This window comes from Yinghuangia soli (assembly GCF_021502675.1).
In the GTDB taxonomy this organism is placed as follows: domain Bacteria; phylum Actinomycetota; class Actinomycetes; order Streptomycetales; family Streptomycetaceae; genus Yinghuangia; species Yinghuangia soli.
Map to the genome: position 1 here is coordinate 188,029 of NZ_JAKFHA010000013.1, position 19,069 is coordinate 207,097.

Genomic DNA, 19,069 nt, shown 5'->3' on the forward strand with positions numbered 1-19,069 from the left:
TCGCATGGCAACGCTGCCGAGCCCCCCGTATGGCCGGTCCGCCGCCCGCACCCTGCGCATCGGGGTGGGGGTCGCGCTGCAGGGCGCCCTCGTGGCGACCGCAGCCTTGTTCTACCTGCGCCGGAACCTGGTGCGGGCGCGCGGCGAGGCGGCCCGCGACGCGTCGGTGCGCAGTCTGCTGCGCGCCGTCGAGGTCAAGGACGGCTACACCCGCGCGCACAGCGAACGCGTGGCGTACGCCGCGGTGTTGATCGCCCGCGAGATCGGCATGCCGGAGCACCGCGTGACGCTGCTGCGCTACGCGGCGCTGCTGCACGACGTCGGCAAGCTCGGCGTCCCGACCCGGCTGCTCACCAAGTCCGGGCCGCTCGACGCGGACGAGCGCGAGACCATCCAGCGGCATCCGCAGTGCGGCGCCGACCTGGTCCGCGACCTGGACTTCCTGGGCGAGGGCCGGGACGGCATCCTGCACCACCACGAGCGCATGGACGGCCGGGGCTACCCGTCCGGCCTGTCCGGCACCGACATCCCGGAGTTCGCCCGGGTGATCGCGGTCGCGGACGCCTTCGACGCGATGACCTCGACCCGGTCGTACCGCAGGTCGCGCCCCATCGAGGCGGCCCTGGACGAGCTGCAGCGGTGCAGCGGCGCGCAGTTCGACCCGCGGATGGTGGCCGCCCTGGAGACCGCGCTGCGCCGGCACGGCTGGCCGCTCGCGGAGCGCCCGGTGCCGGTCCCGCCGGGCATGCCGCCGGTCCCGGTGCCGCGCCTCGGCCCCCACGACACCCACAGTGTGGCGGGTGCGCTGGCCGCCGACCGCGGCGGCGAGGCGGGCTGAGAGTGCCGCCGGGCACGCGGCACCCGCGGCCCGGCCTTCGCCTCCCGGCCAGTCGCCTCTCAGCCAGTCGTCTCCCGGCCAGTCGTCTCCCGGTCAGTTCTTGAACCACCGCAGATCGCTGGCGGTCTGGGCCAACTGCTCGGCGGTGAGCGGAGGTTGCGCCATCCCCGGGAGGTAGCCCGGGACGTTGTCGAAGCCCGCGTCCGACCGCATCTGGATGGACCGCCCGTCCGCATAGGCGACCAGCACGCTGAAGGACGGCCCGCGCTTGGTGGTCGTGTTCGGGGTGTCGCGGGTGCCCGCCTGCGTCCAGGACTTGAACAGCCCGCCGGCCGGCAGGTCGCTGATCCGGCAGTCGGTGGCGCGCGGCCCTTCGCTGTTGTCGCAGTGGTCGTACGCGCGCATCTCGGCGAGCGTCATCGTGGCGGCGTCCGGATTGACCTTCGGGTCCTTCACGTAGATGTCGACGAAGCCCATCTTGCCGTTCTTGGTCACCAGGTAGCGGCCGGTCAGCGGGTGGGCCGCCGGCCCGTCCGGCTCCTCGACCTTCTTGGTGATCTCGCCGATGCCGGTCGGCAGCAGCGCCTTCACCGTGTCCAGCGCGGTCTTCGCGGGCGGCGGGGCGCTCGGCTTGGTGGCCGTGCCGGTCTTCGACGTGCTGGGCGTGCCGCTCGGCTTGGGGGTGCCGGACGAGGTGCCGCGCGAGACGTTCGGCCCGCTGGTCGGCGCGGTCGAGGTCGAGCCGACCGACGGGGCGCCGTCGGCGTACTGCGAGGGGTCCGACCCGGTCAGCCCCGCCGTGGGACCGGGGTCGCCGGTCTCCGGCGGGGCCGGGTCCGTCCAGGGCGCGGTGGCGGCGCTGTCGTGCGGTGCCGCGGAGCCCGAGGCGGGCAGCCGGGCGGTGCCGACCCCGACCGCCACCATCGCGGCCGCGGAGGCCACCGCGACGGCGATGCGGCGCCGGCGGCGTACCCGGTCCGCCTGCTGCAGGATGTCGTCCACTCCCGGATCGGCGGGCAGCGCGACTCCTCGGGCGGCGAGCCCCAGGAGTTCCTTCACGCGCATCTCCTCGTTCAAAGCCGTGCCTCCTCGGGCGCGGGTCGGGCGGCCGCGGCGTTCGGCAGCGCGTCGCCGAGCGCGGTCCGCAACGTGGCCAGGCCGCGTGCGCTCTGGCTCTTGACCGTCCCGGGGCTGACCCCGAGTATCTGCGCGGTCTCGTCCACGCTGAGGTCCTCCCAGAAACGCAGCACCAGTACGGCGCGCTGCCGGGGCGGCACCTGGGTCAGCGCGGTGCGGACCGCGAGGCCCATGTCGATGTCGCTGCCGGGGGCGGCAGCGGTGTCGGGGGGTGCGGCGTGCGGGTGCTCACGCCGCCAGAGCCGGCGCCGGGACGAGATGAACACGCTCATCAGCGTGCGGCGCGTGTACGCCTCGATGTTGTCGATGCGGTCCAGCCGGCGGCCCGCGAGGACCACCTTGACCAGCGTCGACTGCACCAGGTCCTCGGCCTCGTGGACGTCTCCGCACAGCAGGAATGCGCTGCGCAGCAGCGGCCCGCGCCGGGCGGCGATGAACTCGAGAAGTGCTTCGTCGTGACCCGCCAACGCCACACCCCCCTACGAGGGCTCGATCGTGGCCCTCATATCGGAAGAGACGCGGGATGCCCCGGCGGTTGCCAGGTCAGCGCGGGAAAATACGAAAACCTCAGCGCGGTCGGGCGGTTCGGCGCCGCAGCGCGCCGAACACCGGGGTGCCGCGGTCGCGCAGCATGCCGTCCACCACCAGCAGGCCCACGCCGGCCGCCACCATCAGGTCGCCCGGGCTGTCCACTTCGGGGCGCAGCGGCAGCGGCACCGGGACGGATTCGCCGAACGCGTCGAGCACGGTGTCCGGTCCGGCCGCGATCCGGCCCGCCTCGCCCGGCCGGTCGAGCGGCACCCCGGCGCGCGCGGCCGCGTGCTCGGACAGCGGCATGCCGCCGTTGACCGCGATGACCAGCGCATTGAGCAGCAGCCCCGCGGCGGCCAGCGGGATGCCCGCGATGTGCAGGTTCCCGGCCGCGAACCGCACGGCGAGGCCGGCCGAGGCGAGCAGGGCGAGCTGGTGCAGCGCCGGCGCGGAGATCAGGGCGCCCAGCAGCTGCAGCGCGAACGCGCCGCCCAGCCAGGGGAGATGGCGTACCGGCAGCCGGGAGAGCCCGGAGACGCGGCCGCCGAGGAGCGCACCCGCACCGAGCGCGAGCAGAAGGACGAGCACGGCCAGACCCATGATCCGAGTCTGCCCACCCGATCGGCCGAAGGGCGTTGCCCGACACGGCGCGACCGGGTGATCCGCGGACGCGTCCCGCCGTGCGCGGCGCCCCGGTCGCCTCGGCTGCTCGGTGCTGCTCCGGCTGCCCTGGCGGCCCCGACAAAGATCCGCGGTGCGTGTTGTCGCGCACACCACCGGCCGCAGGCGCCCGCCGTGGTTGGATTTTTCCGCGGGCCGCCACCGCGGCCCCGGCACGAGCCGTGCGTACCCGCGCACTTGGCCGCGACCCACAGAAGGAGCACCGTGATGGCCGAGGAGGTCCGCGCGGAAATGGTGGCCAATGTCGCCCAGATCGTGGTCGCGGAAGGCGACGCGGTCGAGGCGGGCGCGACCCTGGTGATCCTGGAGTCGATGAAGATGGAGATCCCGGTGCTCACCGAGGGACCGGGCACCGTCTCGGCGATCAAGGTCTCCGAGGGCGACAACATCCAGGAAGGCGACCTGATCGCGGTCATCGACTAGCGGTGCCCAGGGGCTGCGCCGCCGTGCCGTACGGCGGGTGACGCGGCGTCAGCCCGTGCGCACGCCGTGCTCGACGCACTTGGCGGTCCAGCCGCGCGGCGTCACCTGCACCACCATGCGGCGCCGGCAGTCGGCGCAGTAGCGCGGCGGCTCCAGCGTGCGGCGCCGCGCACAGGCCGCGTGCGTGCCGGCGTCGGCCGCGGCCCCGGTCGGCTCGCCGCACTGGTCGCAGTACGGGGCGGACAGGGCCGAGGCGGTGGCGGGCGTGTCGGATGCGTTCACGCACGTAGAGTACGGCCCCATGGCCGACCAGCCCCTTCCGGTGTCGCCCGGAACACACGCCGAGCTTGTCCACGTCGTCACGGACGCCGACACCGCCGCCGCCCTCGGCAGCGGCGACCTCCCCGTGCTCGGGACGCCGCGGCTGCTGGCGCTCGCCGAGGCGGCCACGGTCCGGGCGCTCGACGGGCTGCTGCCCGACGGCCGCACCTCGGTCGGTACGCGCGTGGCGCTCGAGCACCTGCTGGCCGCACCGGTCGGCGGGACCGTCACGGTCCGCGCCGAAGTGGTCTACGTCGACGGGCGGTTGGTGCGCTTCTCGGTGATCGCCGAGGACGCCGCGCGGCGGCTGCTCGGGCAGGGCGAGGTGACCCGCGTGATCGTGGACCGCGAGCGGTTCATGGCCCGGGTGCCCGCCGCGGACGCGTAGCCCCGGGTCACACCCCGTTGGTGCTGCGCGGGTACACCGCCTGCGGGTCGGTCAGCACGTTGACCAGGTACGGGACGCCGGACGCGAAGCCGCGCGCGAGCGCCGCGCCGATGTCGTCCGCACGTTCGACCGTCTCGCCGGCCCCGCCCAGCGCCCGGACGACGTCGTCGTAGCGGGTCGCCGGGGACAGGTCGGCGGCCACGTCGTAGCCGTACAGCATGCGCATCGGGTGCTTCTCCAGCCCCCAGATGCCGTTGTTGCCGACCACCATGACGACCGGCAGTTTGTGCCGCACGAGCGTGTCCACGTCCATCAGCGAGAAGCCCGCCGCGCCGTCGCCGAGCAGCACCACGATCTGCGCGCCGGGGCGGGCCAGCCGGGCGCCGATCGCGTAGCCGAGTCCGGTGCCCAGGCAGCCGTACGGGCCCGGGTCGAGCCAGCTGCCCGGCCGGCCCGGCTCGACGTACTTGCCGGCGAACGACACGAAGTCGCCGCCGTCCCCGACCACCACCGCGTCGTCGTCCAGCACCCGCAGCAACTCGCCGTACACGCGCACCGGGTGGATGCTCGCGCCGCTGCCGCGCAGCAGCGCCCGGTCGGACTGCGCGGCGGTGCGCACCGCGGCCTGCAGGTGTTCGCACCAGCGCTGGTACGCCGCCGGGCGGCCCTTCTGCGTCCACGCCTCGACCAGGCCGTCCAGCACCAGCGTCAGATCGCCGGACGCGGACGCCGCCACCGGGCCCGCCGCGCTGACCTGCTCCGGTGCGTCGACCAGGTGCACGACGCGCGCCGGGGCTGACCCGTCGCGGCCGCCGAACACCCCGTACCCGAGCCGGAAGTCGAGCGGTGCGCCGACCACCACGACCAGGTCCGCGCCGCCCAGCGCGGCCGCGCGGGCCCGGGTGACCAGGAGTTCGTGGCCGTTGGGCAGGACGCCGCGGCCCATGCCGTTGGCGACGACCGGGACCCCCATGGTCTCCGCGGCGCGGCGCGCGGCCTCGTCGGCGCCGTCCATCCACACGTCCTGCCCGAACACCAGCACGGGCCGCTGCGCGTCGCCCAGCAGCGCGGCCGCCGCGGCCAGTCCGACCGGGTCGGGGGCGGCGGGCAGGCGCTCCTCGGCGACCGGCGCGGGTACCGCCGCGCGGTCGAAGAGCACGTCCATCGGCACGTCCAGGAACACCGGTCCGCGGTGCGGCCGGGCCGCCAGGGCCAGCGCATCGGCCACGTCGGCGGCGATCCGGTCGGTCTCGTGCACGGTCGCGGCGCGCTTGGTGACCGGGGCGAGCAGCGGGGGGTGGTCGAGTTCCTGCAGCGCGCCCGAACCCCAGCGGAACGCGGGGGCGCGGCCGCCGAGGACCAGCAGCGGCGAACCGTTCATGTGCGCGGTGGTCACCGCGCTGATCCCGTTCGTGACGCCGGGGCCCGCGGTGAGCACCGCGAGGCCGGGGCGGCGGGTCAGCTTCGCGGTCGCCTCGGCGGCGAACACCGCGGTCTGCTCGTGCCGCACGTCCACGATGCGCAGCGGCTCGGCGGCCTTGACCGCGCCGTCGTACACCGGGAAGACGTGGCCGCCGGAGAGGGTGAAGAGCGTGTCGATGCCGTGCGCCCGGAACGCCGCCACCGCGAGGTCGCCGCCGTGTCCTTCGACGTGCCCGCCCGGTTCGGGCGGCTGCCCCGAGGCGGGGCTGCTGTCGTGGTCCTTGTCGTGCGCGTCCGAGTCCGTGCTTGTGCCCGTGTCCGACATGCCGACACCTCCGAACAAGAACGGTAGCGGCGCGGCCACGCTGCGACGTGGATTCCCCGATTCCGGACGCCCGCACCGGGCGAAACGTTCGTGCGCGGGCCGGGGAACGCACCGGGCCCGGGGGGGGGCCCCCCCGGCGGCCGCGGGCCCGGCCCCGCCCCGACGGGGGGGTGCGGCTTGCCCGTTGCCCCGGATACCGACGGCCGGGGCACCCGGCTACAGCGTCTGGTTCAGCGCCTTGACCGGCATCTGCAGGTCGGCGAGCAGCTCCAGGTCGCTCTCCGGCTTGCGGCCCAGCGTGGTGAGGTAGTTGCCGACGATCACCGCGTTGATGCCGCCCAGCAGGCCCTGCTGGGTGCCCAGGTCGCCGAGCGCGATCTCGCGGCCGCCCGCGTACCGCAGGATGGTGCGCGGCAGCGCGAGCCGGAAGGCACCGATGATCTTGAGCGCCTCGCGCGGCTCGATGACCGTCTGCTCCTCGAACGGCGTGCCGGGGCGCGGGTTGAGGAAGTTCAGCGGCACCTCGTCCGGCTCCAGCTCGGCCAGCTGCCCGGCGAACTCGGCACGCTGCTCGGGCGTCTCGCCCATGCCGACGATGCCGCCGCAGCACACCTCCATGCCGGCCGCGCGGACCATGCGCAGGGTGTCCCAGCGCTCTTCCCAGCTGTGCGTGGTGACCACGTTCGGGAAGTAGGAGCGCGCGGTCTCCAGGTTGTGGTTGTAGCGGTGGATGCCCATCTCGGCCAGCTCGTCGACCTGCTCCTGGGTGAGCATGCCGAGCGAGGCGGCGATGTTGATGTCGACGGCCTCGCGGATCGCCTTCACGCCGTCGCGCATCTGGTCCATGAGCCGCTTGTCGGGCCCGCGCACGGCGGCCACGATGCAGAACTCGGTGGCACCCGTCGCCGCGGTCTCCTCGGCGGCCTTGACCAGCGAGGGGATGTCCAGCCACGCGGCCCGGACCGGCGACGGGAACAGCCCGGACTGCGAGCAGAAGTGGCAGTCCTCGGGGCAGCCGCCGGTCTTGACCGACACGATGCCCTCGACCTCGACCTCGGGACCGCAGTGCCGCATGCGGACCTCGTGGGCCAGCTGCAGCAGCTCCTCGAGCCGCTCGTCGGGCAGGTTCAGCACCGCGAGCACCTGCTCCGCGGTCAGCCCGCGCCCCTGCTCCAGGACCTGCTCACGCGCCACGGCGAGGATGTCGCCCTCGGCCGCAGGCCCCTGCCCGGTCGTCACATCGAGCGTTTCCGTCACCAGTACCTCCGAAGGATGCCGCGGCTGTCGGGCCGCGGGGAAATTCGAACGCCTGCGGAGCAGGGCGGGGAAAAACGAACCGCCTGAGGGCGGCCCGATGCCGGCATGCCCCCCGAAGGGGCCTGCCGATGTCGGTGGGCGGGGCTACCGTCGCGCGAGTGACGGCGACACGACCAGCCGACGAGGGTGCCGGGTACGCCCGGTACACCTATCGGCTGCGTGTGTCCGCAACCGCGCGCGCCGCGCTGCTGGCCGAGTGCGCGCGGTGCCGGTGGGTGTGGAACGAGTGCGTGGCCCGGTCCAGGAAGGCCTACGCCGACGGGGAGAAGATCGGCCCCGCCGCACTGGACCGGATGCTGACCGGAGCACGCGCGGTCACTCCCTGGCTGCGGGAGGGCAGTACGGTTCCCCAGCAGCAGGTCATCCGGGATTTCGGCCGGGCGCGGGCCAAAGCGCTCAAGGACATCCGCGACCGATTGCCGCAGCACCTGCGGGCGGGGTTGCCGCGCTGGAAGAAGCGGCGCGGGTCGGCGCCGAGTCTGAATTACACCCGTCGCGGCTTCCGCCTGGTGAACGGGCGCCTTTACCTGGCGGGCGGGATCGTGCTGTCGGTGGTCTGGTCGCGCGATCTGCCGGCCGATCCGTCGTCGGTGCGGGTGTACCGGGATGCTCTCGGGCACTGGTACGCCTCGTTCGTGGTTCCGGCGCAGGTCGAGCCGCTGCCCGTCACCGGCCGGGTGCTCGGCGTCGACTGGGGCGTCACCGAGACCGCGACGACCACGGACGATGCGTACGACCTGCCGCATCCCGAACACGGCCGCAGGGCCGCCGCACGGCTGGCCCGGTACCAGCGGATGATGGCCCGCCGCCTTCCCGCGAAGGGCAATCCCGGCTCCGACGGCTACCGGGAAGCGCAACGCCAGGCTGCGAAGCTCCATGCCAAGGTCGTGCGGCAGCGGCAGGACACCGCCCGGAAATGGGCCAAGCGCGTCGTGGCCGACCACGACGCGATCGCCGTGGAGGACTTCCGCCCGAGGTTCCTGGCCAGGTCCACCATGGCCCGCAAGGCGGCCGACGCGGCGATCGGCGCCACGAAGAGGGCCCTGCTGGAGATGGGGCGCAAGCATGCACGGGACATCCGTCTCGTGCACCCCGCGCACACCACCATGGACTGCGCGAAGTGCGGCGCGAGAGCCAAGCACGCACTTCCCCTTTCCGAACGTCACTACGAGTGCACCGCGTGCGGAGCCTCGTCCCCCGGGACAAGAACTCCGCACACGTCATGCTGAACCGGGCAGGTCTGAACCCGGCTGGTGCCGAAGGCAGAGGACCTGGCTGTCCGCCGGACAGCCAGGCAGCCTGAGCCAGGAATTCCTCGGCGGGTGCCGAGGAAGCAGTCAACTCGCGCTGGATCGTGGATCGTGGGCGGCACGGAACGCGCCCGGGTCGAAGGTACCCCCCAGTGCCGGGGCGAGTGCCGAGCGGGCTGCTCCGAGGAACTCGGCGGGGTGCAGGGTGCCGGCGCCGGCGCCCATCACGCCGGCCAGCGGGCGGGCGGCGAGCGTCTCCAGGTCGCGGACGTTGGAGCGCATCGCCAGGTCGGGCTCGGTCGGCCAGGAGCCGATGACCACGCCGGCCAGGTCGATGCCGCGGTGCGCCATCGCCTCCAGGGTGAGGGCGGTGTGGTTGAGCGTGCCCAGGTCGGGGCGGGCCACCAGGAGCACCTGGGCGCCGAGCGTGTGGGCGAGGTCGGCGAGGGTGGTGCCCTCGTCGTCGAAGCGCACCAGCAGGCCGCCGGCGCCCTCCACGACCACCAGGCGCCGCGTCTCGGCGAGCTCGCGGACGGTGCCGGCCACCTCGTACAGGTCCACCGGGGTACGCCCGGCCAGCCGGGCGGCCGCGGCAGGGGACAGTGCGGCCGGGAAGCGGGCGCATTCGTGCAGGTCGGTGATGCCGGCCAGGCGGCCGACGTCGTCGGCGTCGCCCGGCTCGCCGGGCCCGATGCCGGTCTGGGCGGCTTTCACGACGGCGACGGACGAGCCGCGCGCGGCGGCCAGGGCGGCGACTGCGGCGGTGACGACGGTCTTGCCGACGCCGGTGTCGGTCCCGCTTACGACGAGGATGCTCACGGAAGCCGAGCCTAGGCCGTCCCCGCGGCCGCTCCCGACGCCCCTCCTTGCCGGGGGCGCGGGACCAAGGTCCCGGTGATCACGGACCAGCGGCCCCGCTGCGGGGCCCGCGGTCCGGGGGAGGATCGGGGTGTGGGCGTGGAGCCCGCGCCGGACGGCCTCCGGTGCGGGCACGCGACCTGCGGCCTCTCTGCACAGGCACAGGAGTGAACGGCAATTCCTCCGCAATGTGGCCGGGACCGGCGGACGACCTCCGCCTGTCCCGGCCGCCTGCGTTTCCGGGCCGGACGAGGGTCCGCCGGGGGCTCGGGGTGTGACGGAGAGCACCCGGGCCGGCGCCGCCCGGGCCGGGAGCCCGGGCGGGGAGCGGGTGGCGGGAGGGGAGTCGAACGTCCCTTAAGGAAGGCTTATGTCCGTTTGATCCGCCGGTATGTCACCCTTGGGGGCGCTGCAGGCGCGCCACGAACTTGTACCGGTCGCCGCGGTAGACCGAGCGGACCCACTCCACGGGCTCGCCGGACGTGTCGAAGCTGTGCCGGGACAGGAGCAGCAGCGGCATGCCCACGTCGGTGCTCAGCAGGCCTGCCTCGCGCGGGTTGGCGAGCGCCGTCTCGATGGTCTCCTCGGCCTCGGCCAGGTGCACGTCGTACGCCTCGCGCAGCGCCGTGTAGAGCGAGGTGTACCGGTCCAGGGTGCGCCGCAGCGACGGGAACCGCTTGGTGGACAGGTGGGTGGTCTCGATCGCCATCGGCTCGGCGTTGGCGAGCCGGAGGCGCTCGATGCGCAGCACCCGGTTGCCGGGCTTGATGGCGAGCCGTTCGGCGAGCTGGTCGTCCGCGGCCATGTAGCCGATGTCGATGAGACGGGAGGTGGGTTCCAGGCCCTGGGCCCGCATGTCCTCGGTGTACGAGGTCAGCTGCAGGCTCTGCGCGACCTTGGGCTTGGCCACGAACGTGCCGCGGCCCTGCACGCGTTCGAGCCGGCCCTCGATCACCAGCTCCTGAAGCGCCTGCCGGACCGTGGTCCGCGAGATGTCGAACTCCCCGGCCAGCGTGCGCTCCGGCGGCACGGGCGTGCCGGGCGGCTTGGTCTGGGTCAGTTCCAGCAAGTGCTTCTTGAGCCGGTAGTACTTCGGCTCGCGCGCCGCGCTGTCGGCGGCCGGGTCCCCGCCCATGCCGTCCGCGGGCGTGTCCGCGCCTTGTTCGTTCGACACGGCCGCCATTGCGGCCGCCCCTGTTTCCGCCGTCACCGGTGCCCTCCTGACACGTTCGGTCCCCATCGTGGCACGACCGTCCGCACCGGGGTGCCGAGCCGTGTGGAGAGCGGCTCAGATGTCGGTCGGGTAACGGCTGACGCAGGTCTTCTGCGGAACCTTGACACCCCAATTGGTCTATGCCAACCTCCGGAATGGTCTAAACCATTGGTGGTCACCGCGCAACCCTCGTCCAGGTTCGCAAGGCAACTCCCCCCAGGAAAGATCCTGAAGGCCCGGTCGCACACCGGACCCCAAGCGGGGACGCGAAACCCACGGCAGCGGTACCAAGCATCCTGAGGAGGATGGTGTGAAGCGTCGTCTCTTCGTCGCGGCAGGTGTCGCGGCGGCGCTCACCGGCGTCGCTGCCTGCGGCAGCTCGGACAGCGGTGACAAGGACAAGCCGGCCGCGTCCGGCGCCCAGAGCAACGCCCCCGCGGACGGCAAGGGCAAGAAGGTCACGATCTGGGTCATGAAGGGGTCGACGAACGACGAGTTCAACGCCGCCTTCAAGGCCAAGTTCGAGGCCGACCACCCGGGCTCCACGGTGGACATCCAGGTCCAGCAGTGGAACGGCATCGGCGAGAAGATCACCGCCGCGCTGGCGAGCAACGACGCGCCGGACATCGTCGAGGCGGGCAACACCCAGATCGCGGGCTACGCGGCCTCGGGCGGCGTCTACGACCTGTCGAGCAAGGTCACCGAGCTCGGCGGCAAGGACTGGATCCCCGGCCTGGCCGGCCCGGGCAAGGTCGACGGCAAGCAGTACGGCGTGCCGTTCTACGCCGCGAACCGCGTCGTCATCTACAACAAGGAAGCCTTCGCGAAGGCCGGCGTCCAGCCGCCGAAGACCCGCGCCGAGTGGCTCGAGACCACCAAGAAGCTGAACAGCGGCGACCAGCAGGGCATCTACCTGCCGGGCCAGAACTGGTACTTCTACTCCGGTCTTCTCAAGGACGAGGGCATCGACCTCACCACGAAGAACGGCGACAAGTGGAAGGCCAACGTCGGCACGCCGCAGGGCGCCGCCGCCGCGACCTTCTACAAGGACCTCGCCGCCAACGGCAAGGGCCCGAAGGACCAGGACGAGAAGACCCAGCCGGAGACCGTCGCGGCGGCCAACGGCAACATCGCGCAGTTCATCGCGGTGCCGGGTGAGCTCGACACTGTCCTGAAGAACAACCCGGCGCTCAAGGGCAAGTACGACTTCTTCCCGATCCCGGGCAAGGAGGCCGGCAAGCCCGGCGCCAACCTGACCGGCGGCTCGGACCTGTTCATCCCGGAGAAGTCCAAGAACAAGGACCTCGCCTACGACGCCATCAAGCTGTTCAACAGCGACGAGATGCAGGTCAAGCTCGCCAAGGCGCTGACCTACGTGCCGAGCAAGACCACCCAGGTCGCCGCGCTCGAGGGCGTTCCGGGTGCGCAGGCCCAGGCGCTCGGTGCGCAGAACGGCTTCGTCATCCCGGCCACCGTCTCCACCAACTGGGGCGCGGTCGAGGAGACCAACCCGCTGAAGCCGTTCCTGACCTCTGTCCTGACCGGTGGAAACCCGGAGTCGGAGGGCAAGAAGGCGGACGAGGCGATCGAGAAGGTGCTCAACACCAAGTCCTGACGACCGGCGGCCCGGTCCCCCCGGACCGGGCCGCTGATCCGATCGACTGATTCGCCGTCGCGACGCTCGGGCCGCTCCCGCCGCAGGGTATTCCCCCTGACCGGCGGGAGCGGCCCGCACGACGACCGCGCCGGCTCCTGACAACACCGACTCCGAGACGACGGGAAGGCACCTGTGTCAGCCTCCAAGGCAGACGCGGTGGTCGCGACGCCCACGCAGCCCCCGCGGAACGACGCACCGGCAGGTGGGTCGAGCTCCCACAAGCGCCCACGCCGCAGAGGCGGCCCGCTCCGGCTGGTCAGCCCCTACCTGATGGTCGCCCCGGCGATCCTCGGCATCGCCTTTCTGCTGTTCTACCCGGTGGTCAAGAACGCCATTTTGGCGTTCAAGAACTACGGGCGCCGCGACTTCACCCTGGGCCTGTCCGGCGAGTGGATCGGGCTCGACAACTTCAAGGAGATCTTCCAGGACAGCGAGTTCTGGGAGGTCCTGCGCCGCTCCTTCTGGTTCACCGCGATCAACGTGGTGTCCATCATGGTCATCTCCACGCTCATCGCGCTGATGATCATGAAGCTCGGCAAGAGCATGCGCATCCTGGTGCTGATCAGCCTGGTCGCCGCCTGGGCCATGCCGGTCATCGCCGCCACCACCGTCTTCAAGTGGCTGTTCCGCTCGGACAACGGCGTCGTCAACTGGCTGCTCGTGCAGCTGGGCTTCGAGTCGTACGACGGCTACACGTGGTTCGCGCACGGCGGCTCGACGATGTTCGTGATCATCCTGCTGATCGTCTGGCAGTCGATCCCGTTCGCGACGCTCACCATCTACGCCGGCCTGACCACCGTCCCCGACGAGGTCTACGAATCGGCGCGGCTCGACGGCGCCGGCCCGGTGCGGATCTTCCGGTCCATCACCTTCCCGATGCTGCGGCCTATCTTCCTCCTGGTCACCTCGCTCGAAGTGATCTGGATCTTCAAGTGCTTCGCGCAGATCTGGGCCATCGCCGGCCAGAACGGCCCGCTCAACGAGGTCTCCACGCTGCCGGTGTACGCGTACCAGATCGGTATGCAGCTCAAGCGCTTCGGCATGGCCGGTGCGGTGTCGACGATCACCGTCGTGATCCTCGCGGCGATGATGGTCGTCTACTTCCGTCAGTTGTTCAAGCAGGAGCGGGAGGCCGAGAAGGCATGAAGGCGAAGACGCTGAAGCGGATCCCGCTCAACATCGCCGCGCTCGTCACCTTCGTGGTGATGATCTTCCCGGTCTACTGGATGGTTCTCACCGCCATCAAGCCGGCCAAGGACATCGGCGCCGAGACCCCGAAGTTCATCCCCAGTTCGGTCACGTTCCAGAACTTCAAGACCGCCACCGACGTCGACGGCTTCTGGGACTTCTGGCGCAACAGCCTGATGGTCGCGGTCGGCGGCGTCGGCCTGGCGCTGATCATCGCGTGCTTCTCGGCCTTCGCGGTGGCGCGCATGCAGTGGAAGGGCCGCGCGCCCTTCATCCTCATGGTGTTCATCGCGCAGATGGCCCCGTGGGAAGCGCTGATGATCCCGATGTTCCTGATCGCCCGCGACCAGGACCTGCTCAACTCGCTGCCGATGCTGACCGCGATCTACTTCGTGATGACGCTGCCGTTCGCGATCGTGACGCTGCGCGGCTTCCTGGCCGGCATCCCGGTCGAACTCGAAGAGGCCGCCCGGGTCGACGGCTGCACCCGCTTCGGCGCGTTCCGCAAGGTCGTCTTCCCGCTGCTCGCGCCCGGCCTGCTGTCCACCTCGCTGTTCGGCTTCATCACCGCGTGGAACGAGTTCGCGTTCGCCAACGTGCTGCTCTTCTCCGACCCGAAGCAGGACACGCTGCCGGTCTGGCTCAACGAGTTCAGCAACGGGCTCACCGTGGACTGGGGCGCCACCATGGCCGCCGCGACGGTGTTCATGCTGCCCGTGCTGCTGATCTTCATGGTCCTGCAGGGCAAGGTCACCGGGGGTCTGACCTCCGGCGCGGTCAAGGGCTGATCCGCCATGTCGGACGAGCTGCACCGCCTCGCACTGACGGTCCTCCAGCCCGGTTTCGAGGGGCTCACCCCGCCGGACTGGGTGCGCCGGCACCTCGCCGACGGGCTCGGCGCCGTCGGCCTGTTCGGGCGCAACATCCGCACCCCCGAGCAGGTCGCGGCGCTCACCGCGGCGCTGCGCAAGGAGAAGGACGACGTCCTCGTCGCGATCGACGAGGAGGGCGGCGACGTCACCCGCCTCGAGGTCAACGAGGGCAGCTCCTGGCCCGGCAACCTCGCGCTGGGCACGGTCGACGACGTCGGTCTGACCCGCGCGGTGGCCACCGGCCTGGGCCGCGATCTGGCCCGCTGCGGCGTCGACTTCAACTGGGCGCCGGACGCCGACGTCAACTCGAACCAGGACAACCCGGTCATCGGGGTGCGGTCCTTCGGGTCCGACCCGCACCTGGTGGCCCGGCACACCGTGGCGTACGTCGAGGGACTGCAGTCCACCGGCGTGGTGGCGTGCGTGAAGCACTTCCCGGGGCACGGCGACACGTCCGTCGACTCGCACCTGGGGCTGCCGCGCGTCGACGCGTCGCGCGAACTCCTCGCCGAGCGCGAGCTGGTGCCGTTCCGGGCCGCGATCGCGGCGGGCGCCAAGGCGGTCATGTCGGCGCACATGGTGCTCCCCGCGTACGACGCCGAATACCCGGCCACGCTCAGCCGCGCCATCCTCACCGGCCTGCTCCGCGAGGAACTCGGCTTCCAGGGGCTGATCGTCACCGACGGCATCGAGATGGGCGCCATCGCCGACACGTACGGCGTCGCGGACGGCAGCGTGCGCGCGCTCGCGGCCGGCGCCGACGCGGTGTGCATCGGCGGCGGGCTGTGCGACGAGGCCACGCTGCTGATGATCCGGGACGCCATCGTGACCGCGGTCCGCGAGGGCCGGCTCTCCGCGGAGCGGCTCGCCGACGCCGCAGCCCGGGTCGCCGCCCTCGCAAGCTGGACCCGTGCCGCCGCCGCGGCCGGGTCCGGCGCGCCCGGTCCGGACGGCGGCCTGGCCGCCCCCGGCGACCACGCCCCGGGCCTCGACGCGGCCCGCCGCGCGGTGCGCGTCGAGGGCGTCCTGCGCCCGGTCGAGTCCGCGGCGCACGTCCTCGAACTCACCTCGCAGGCCAACATCGCCGTCGGCGACGCCACGCCGTGGGGCGTCGGCGCGTACCTGGCCGAGGCGCTGCCCGGCACCACCGTCGCGCGGGCCGGCGTGACCACCTTCGGGCTGGTCGACACCCAGCTCGCGGCCGCCGCCGGACGCCCGTTCGTGGTCGTGGTGCGCGACTTGCACCGCAACGTCGCGGCCGCGGACCTGCTGGCCGGTCTGGTGGCCGCCCGCCCGGACACCGTCGTGGTCGAGATGGGCCTGCCGTACGGCGACGCCCAGGGCCTGACCCGCATCTCGACGCACGGCGCGGCGCGCGTGTGCGGCATAGCGGCGGCCGAGACGCTGACCGGGCGCACGCTGCGCTGACCCGCACGACGCACACCCCGCACGACGCACCGACGCACCGACGCACGACGCTCCACAGGAACCAACGGAAGGCATGACGACGATGTCTGCGAGCACCGAAGCCGTAACGCCGCGCGGCGGGATCATGTCCGCCGAGATGGCGGAGCAGCCCGCGGTACTGCGCCGGATCCTGACCGAGGGCGCGCCGCGCATCCGCGAGGTGGCGGCCGCGATCGCCGCCCGCAACCCGCGCTTCGTGCTGCTCACCGCGCGCGGCACCAGCGACAACGCGGCGCTGTACGCGAAGTACCTGGTCGAGGTCCTGCTCGGCAAGCCGGCCGGGCTGACGTCGATGTCCACCACCACCGCGTACGGCGCCGAACCCGACCTGAGCGACTGCCTGGTGGTCACGGTCAGCCAGTCCGGCGGCTCGCCGGACCTGGTGGCCTCCACCGAGGCGGCCCGCAAGGCCGGCGCGATCACCCTGTCGGTGACCAACAACGCCGACTCGGCGCTCGCCGCGGTCTCCGAGTTCCACATCGACGTGCTGGCCGGCCCCGAGAAGGCGCTGCCCGCGACCAAGACGTACACCGCCGAACTCCTGGCGCTGTACCTGCTGGTCGAGGGCCTGCGCGGGGGCGGCGGCGCGGACGCCGCGGGGCTGCCGGAGTACGCCGAGGGCATCCTGGCCCGGCAGTCCGAGGTCGCCGCGCTCGCGCAGCGCTACCGCTTCGCGCAGCGCCTGGTCATCACCTCGCGCGGCTACGGCTACCCGACCGCCCGCGAGGCCGCGCTGAAGATCATGGAGACCAGCTACATCCCCGCCCACCCGTTCTCCGGCGCCGACCTCCTGCACGGCCCGCTGGCCATGGTCGACAACGTCAGCCCGGTCATCGCGGTCGTCCCGGACGGCCGCGGCGGCGAGGCCCTGCAGCCGGTCCTCGAACGGCTCCGCGGCCGCGGAGCCGACCTCATGGTGGTCGGCCAGGCCGACCAGGTCGCCCAGGCCAGCGCGGGCTTCGCGATGCCCGCCGGGGTGCCCGAGGAGGTGCAGCCGATCCTGGAGATCCTCCCGCTGCAGCTGCTCGCCTACGAGATCACCATGGCCCGCGGCCTCGACCCGGACGCCCCGCGCGCCCTCGCCAAGGTCACCGAGACGCACTGACGCACTGACGTACTGACGCACGGCACGCCCACGACCTGCCGCCGGCCGCGTACCGCCGGCGGCAGCCGGACACCGGCCCGGCCCGGCCGGCCGCCGCACCGCCCGTCCCGCGGTCGGCGGCCGACCGCCGTCCTCCGGTCCCGGCGGGCCCGGACCGGCCCCCGACCGGCCCGGCCCCACGGACACCCGTCCGCGTTCCACCGCCCGGCCCCGCCCTCGCCTCCCGAGGGCGGGGCCGGACGCCTTTTCAATACGCGGCCGCGGCGGCCATCGCCTCGACGAGGTCGCGGACCACCGGCCGGTGGTCGCCGGCCGCCCAGGCCAGGGCGAGTTCGCACGGAGGCAGGCCGCTGACCGGCATCGCCGCGATGCCCGGGCGGCGGTAGATGGCCGCGTTGCCCTCGGCCAGCAGGACGATGCCGCTGCCCTCCTCTACCGCGGTGAACGCCTCGTCGGCGTTGGCCACCGTCGCGCCGATCCGCGGGGCGCGGCCGCCCCGGTGGTCCAGCGCGAGCCAGAAGTCGCGCAGCGGCCCCGCGGTCGCCGGCAAAGCCAGGAAAGGCTCGTCGAGCAGCTCGCCGAAGGCCACCTCCGAGCGGTGCGCGAGCCGGTGGTCGGCGCGCATCGCCACCCAGCGCGGCTCGGTGGCCAGCACCTGGACGCGCAGCGACTCCTGGCCGGCGAACGGCAGCCACAGCAGCGCGACGTCCACGCCGCCGCCCGCCAGGCCCGCGGTGGCGTCGTCCCAGTCGATCTGACGCAGCTTCAGGGTCCACTGCGGGCGCCGCTCGGCGAACCGCTCGCGGGCGCGCGGCAGCAGCCCGCGGCCGACGCTGGTGGACAGCCCCACGGTGAGCACCGCGGCTTCCGCGGCCGCCGCGTCGGCGACCGCCCGCTGCGCCTCGTCCCAGGACCGCAGCAGCTCCCGCGCGGCAGGCAGCAAGGCCTCGCCCGGTGCAGTCAGCGCGACCGAGCGCTTGTCCCGGTCGAACAGGCGGACCCGCAAGTGGTCTTCCAGTTGGCGGATCTGCTTGCTGAGGGCGGGCTGCGAGACGAAGAGCCGTTCGGCGGCGCGGGTGAAGTTCAGCTCTTCCGCGGTGGCCACGAAGTAGCGCAGGTCGCGCAGGTGGACGTCCATAGCCGATGGCTATCACGCCACGTCTTGGACGCGCTGCGGGGATCCGCCGCATGATCGCCGGAGACGGTCGGCACGAGGAGGCGCGGCATGGCAGCGGTGGCGTTGGTGACGGGCGCGAACCGGGGGATCGGCCGCGAGACGGCCGGGCAACTGGCCGCCCGGGGCTGCACGGTACTGGTCTCGGCGCGGGACACGGACGCCGCCGCGGAGGCCGCGTCGGGGCTGTCCCGGGGCGGCGCCGACGCGCACCCGCTGGTGCTGGACGTCGCGTCCGGCACCGACCCGCGCCGGGCCGCGGCCGAAGTGGCGGAGCGCTTCGGGCGGCTGGACATCCTCGTCAACAACGCCGCGATCCACTACGACACCTGGCAGCGGGCGGCCGGCGCCGACCTCGACGTGGTGCGCGAGGCCATGGAGACCAATCTGTACGGCCCGTGGCGGGTCGTCCAGGCCTTCCTGCCGCTTCTCCGGGGCAGCGGGCACGGGCGTATCGTCAATGTGTCCAGCGAGGCCGCCTCGCTCACCAACATGGGCGGCGGGACGCCCGCGTACAACACGTCCAAGGCCGGCCTCAACGCCCTCACCCGCATGCTCGCCGCGGAACTGCGGCCGCACCGGATCCTGGTCAACGCGGTGTGCCCCGGCTGGGTCGCCACCGACATGGGCGGTCCGGGCGGCCGCCCGGTCACGGACGGCGCCGCGGGCATCGTGTGGGCCGCGACGCTCCCCGACGACGGCCCGACCGGCGGCTTCTTCCGCGACGCCCGCCCGCTGCCCTGGTAGTTCCGAGTAATTCCGGGGCTTGCCTTTTTCTCCCGGTTCGCGGGCATACTGCGGAAGATTTCAGCACCGCCACACTCGGCCGCACTTCCGCCGCCATGCCGCCGCAAGCCGCGTCCGGGATGAAGGACGTGCGGCGCCGCATCCGCGACCCGCCA

General features: G+C 72.8%; 18 protein-coding genes and 1 pseudogene. 10 read left to right on the top strand and 9 right to left on the bottom strand.

Features of this window, described 5'->3' with window-relative positions:
* Positions 1 to 4 precede the first annotated feature (4 nt).
* The gene (locus LZ495_RS22295; RefSeq protein WP_372498623.1) at positions 5 to 838 is read left to right on the top strand and encodes an HD-GYP domain-containing protein; all 834 of its coding nucleotides are present in this window, start codon (positions 5 to 7) and stop codon (positions 836 to 838) included.
* 93 nt (positions 839 to 931) lie between these two features.
* Here LZ495_RS22295 and LZ495_RS22300 read toward each other — a convergent pair whose 3' ends face one another.
* The 3 genes from LZ495_RS22300 to LZ495_RS22310 all read right to left on the bottom strand — a co-directional run bounded on the left by LZ495_RS22300 (position 932) and on the right by LZ495_RS22310 (position 3,106).
* Entirely contained in the window at positions 932 to 1,915 is a 984-nt protein-coding gene (locus LZ495_RS22300; protein WP_235054565.1) for a RodZ family helix-turn-helix domain-containing protein, read from the bottom strand.
* Positions 1,912 to 2,448 (bottom strand): SigE family RNA polymerase sigma factor, encoded by a 537-nt coding sequence (locus LZ495_RS22305; RefSeq protein WP_372498624.1) that lies wholly within the window; start codon positions 2,446 to 2,448, stop codon positions 1,912 to 1,914. Before LZ495_RS22305 ends, LZ495_RS22300 begins: the two co-directional genes overlap by 4 nt.
* A gap of 94 nt (positions 2,449 to 2,542) precedes the next feature.
* The gene (locus LZ495_RS22310; protein WP_235054569.1) at positions 2,543 to 3,106 is read right to left on the bottom strand and encodes a DUF5317 family protein; all 564 of its coding nucleotides are present in this window, start codon (positions 3,104 to 3,106) and stop codon (positions 2,543 to 2,545) included.
* A gap of 288 nt (positions 3,107 to 3,394) precedes the next feature.
* Between LZ495_RS22310 and LZ495_RS22315 the strand changes: the two genes are divergently transcribed.
* Positions 3,395 to 3,610: a biotin/lipoyl-binding carrier protein gene (locus tag LZ495_RS22315; protein ID WP_235054570.1), complete on the top strand. Its 216-nt coding sequence runs from the start codon at positions 3,395 to 3,397 to the stop codon at positions 3,608 to 3,610.
* 48 nt (positions 3,611 to 3,658) lie between these two features.
* Here the strand turns inward: LZ495_RS22315 and bsaP are convergent, their stop codons facing one another.
* A complete protein-coding gene (gene bsaP, locus LZ495_RS22320) occupies positions 3,659 to 3,892 on the bottom strand; it encodes a biotin synthase auxiliary protein BsaP (RefSeq protein WP_235054572.1) in 234 nt (77 codons plus the stop codon).
* Between the two features lie 19 nt (positions 3,893 to 3,911).
* Here bsaP and LZ495_RS22325 point away from each other — a divergent pair, with 19 nt between their 5' ends.
* Entirely contained in the window at positions 3,912 to 4,319 is a 408-nt protein-coding gene (locus tag LZ495_RS22325) for a thioesterase family protein (RefSeq protein WP_235054573.1), read from the top strand.
* 7 nt (positions 4,320 to 4,326) lie between these two features.
* Here the strand turns inward: LZ495_RS22325 and LZ495_RS22330 are convergent, their stop codons facing one another.
* Complete coding sequence (locus tag LZ495_RS22330; protein ID WP_235054574.1) at positions 4,327 to 6,066, bottom strand: acetolactate synthase; 1,740 nt, start codon at positions 6,064 to 6,066, stop codon at positions 4,327 to 4,329.
* 216 nt (positions 6,067 to 6,282) lie between these two features.
* A complete protein-coding gene (bioB, locus tag LZ495_RS22335) occupies positions 6,283 to 7,323 on the bottom strand; it encodes a biotin synthase BioB (protein ID WP_235054576.1) in 1,041 nt (346 codons plus the stop codon).
* 128 nt (positions 7,324 to 7,451) lie between these two features.
* Between bioB and LZ495_RS22340 the strand changes: the two are divergent.
* Positions 7,452 to 8,686 (top strand): annotated as a pseudogene (locus LZ495_RS22340) (RNA-guided endonuclease InsQ/TnpB family protein).
* A gap of 34 nt (positions 8,687 to 8,720) precedes the next feature.
* On the opposite strand, the gene bioD reads toward LZ495_RS22340, so the two are convergent.
* The gene (gene bioD, locus LZ495_RS22345) at positions 8,721 to 9,452 is read right to left on the bottom strand and encodes a dethiobiotin synthase (RefSeq protein WP_235054577.1); all 732 of its coding nucleotides are present in this window, start codon (positions 9,450 to 9,452) and stop codon (positions 8,721 to 8,723) included.
* 433 nt (positions 9,453 to 9,885) lie between these two features.
* A complete protein-coding gene (locus LZ495_RS22350) occupies positions 9,886 to 10,626 on the bottom strand; it encodes a GntR family transcriptional regulator (RefSeq protein ID WP_235054644.1) in 741 nt (246 codons plus the stop codon).
* A 388-nt stretch (positions 10,627 to 11,014) separates the two neighbouring features.
* On the opposite strand from LZ495_RS22350, the gene LZ495_RS22355 reads away from it, so the two are divergent.
* The 5 genes from LZ495_RS22355 (at position 11,015) to LZ495_RS22375 (ending at position 16,993) form a co-directional block, all read left to right on the top strand.
* Positions 11,015 to 12,319 (top strand): extracellular solute-binding protein, encoded by a 1,305-nt coding sequence (locus LZ495_RS22355; protein WP_235054578.1) that lies wholly within the window; start codon positions 11,015 to 11,017, stop codon positions 12,317 to 12,319.
* A gap of 174 nt (positions 12,320 to 12,493) precedes the next feature.
* Positions 12,494 to 13,507 (top strand): carbohydrate ABC transporter permease, encoded by a 1,014-nt coding sequence (locus LZ495_RS22360; protein ID WP_235054579.1) that lies wholly within the window; start codon positions 12,494 to 12,496, stop codon positions 13,505 to 13,507.
* The gene (locus tag LZ495_RS22365) at positions 13,504 to 14,337 is read left to right on the top strand and encodes a carbohydrate ABC transporter permease (protein ID WP_235054580.1); all 834 of its coding nucleotides are present in this window, start codon (positions 13,504 to 13,506) and stop codon (positions 14,335 to 14,337) included. Before LZ495_RS22360 ends, LZ495_RS22365 begins: the two co-directional genes overlap by 4 nt.
* A 6-nt stretch (positions 14,338 to 14,343) precedes the next feature.
* Positions 14,344 to 15,849, top strand: coding sequence for a glycoside hydrolase family 3 protein (locus LZ495_RS22370; RefSeq protein WP_235054581.1), 1,506 nt, complete (start codon positions 14,344 to 14,346; stop codon positions 15,847 to 15,849).
* Positions 15,850 to 15,931: 82 nt separating this feature from the next.
* On the top strand, positions 15,932 to 16,993 hold the full coding sequence (locus LZ495_RS22375; protein ID WP_235054645.1) for an SIS domain-containing protein: 1,062 nt from the start codon (positions 15,932 to 15,934) through the stop codon (positions 16,991 to 16,993).
* A 247-nt stretch (positions 16,994 to 17,240) separates the two neighbouring features.
* On the opposite strand, the gene LZ495_RS22380 is transcribed toward LZ495_RS22375, so the two are convergent.
* The gene (locus LZ495_RS22380) at positions 17,241 to 18,131 is read right to left on the bottom strand and encodes a LysR family transcriptional regulator (protein WP_235054582.1); all 891 of its coding nucleotides are present in this window, start codon (positions 18,129 to 18,131) and stop codon (positions 17,241 to 17,243) included.
* A gap of 87 nt (positions 18,132 to 18,218) precedes the next feature.
* Here LZ495_RS22380 and LZ495_RS22385 point away from each other — a divergent pair, with 87 nt between their 5' ends.
* Positions 18,219 to 18,914: an SDR family oxidoreductase gene (locus LZ495_RS22385; RefSeq protein WP_235054583.1), complete on the top strand. Its 696-nt coding sequence runs from the start codon at positions 18,219 to 18,221 to the stop codon at positions 18,912 to 18,914.
* The last annotated feature ends 155 nt before the right edge of the window (positions 18,915 to 19,069 follow it).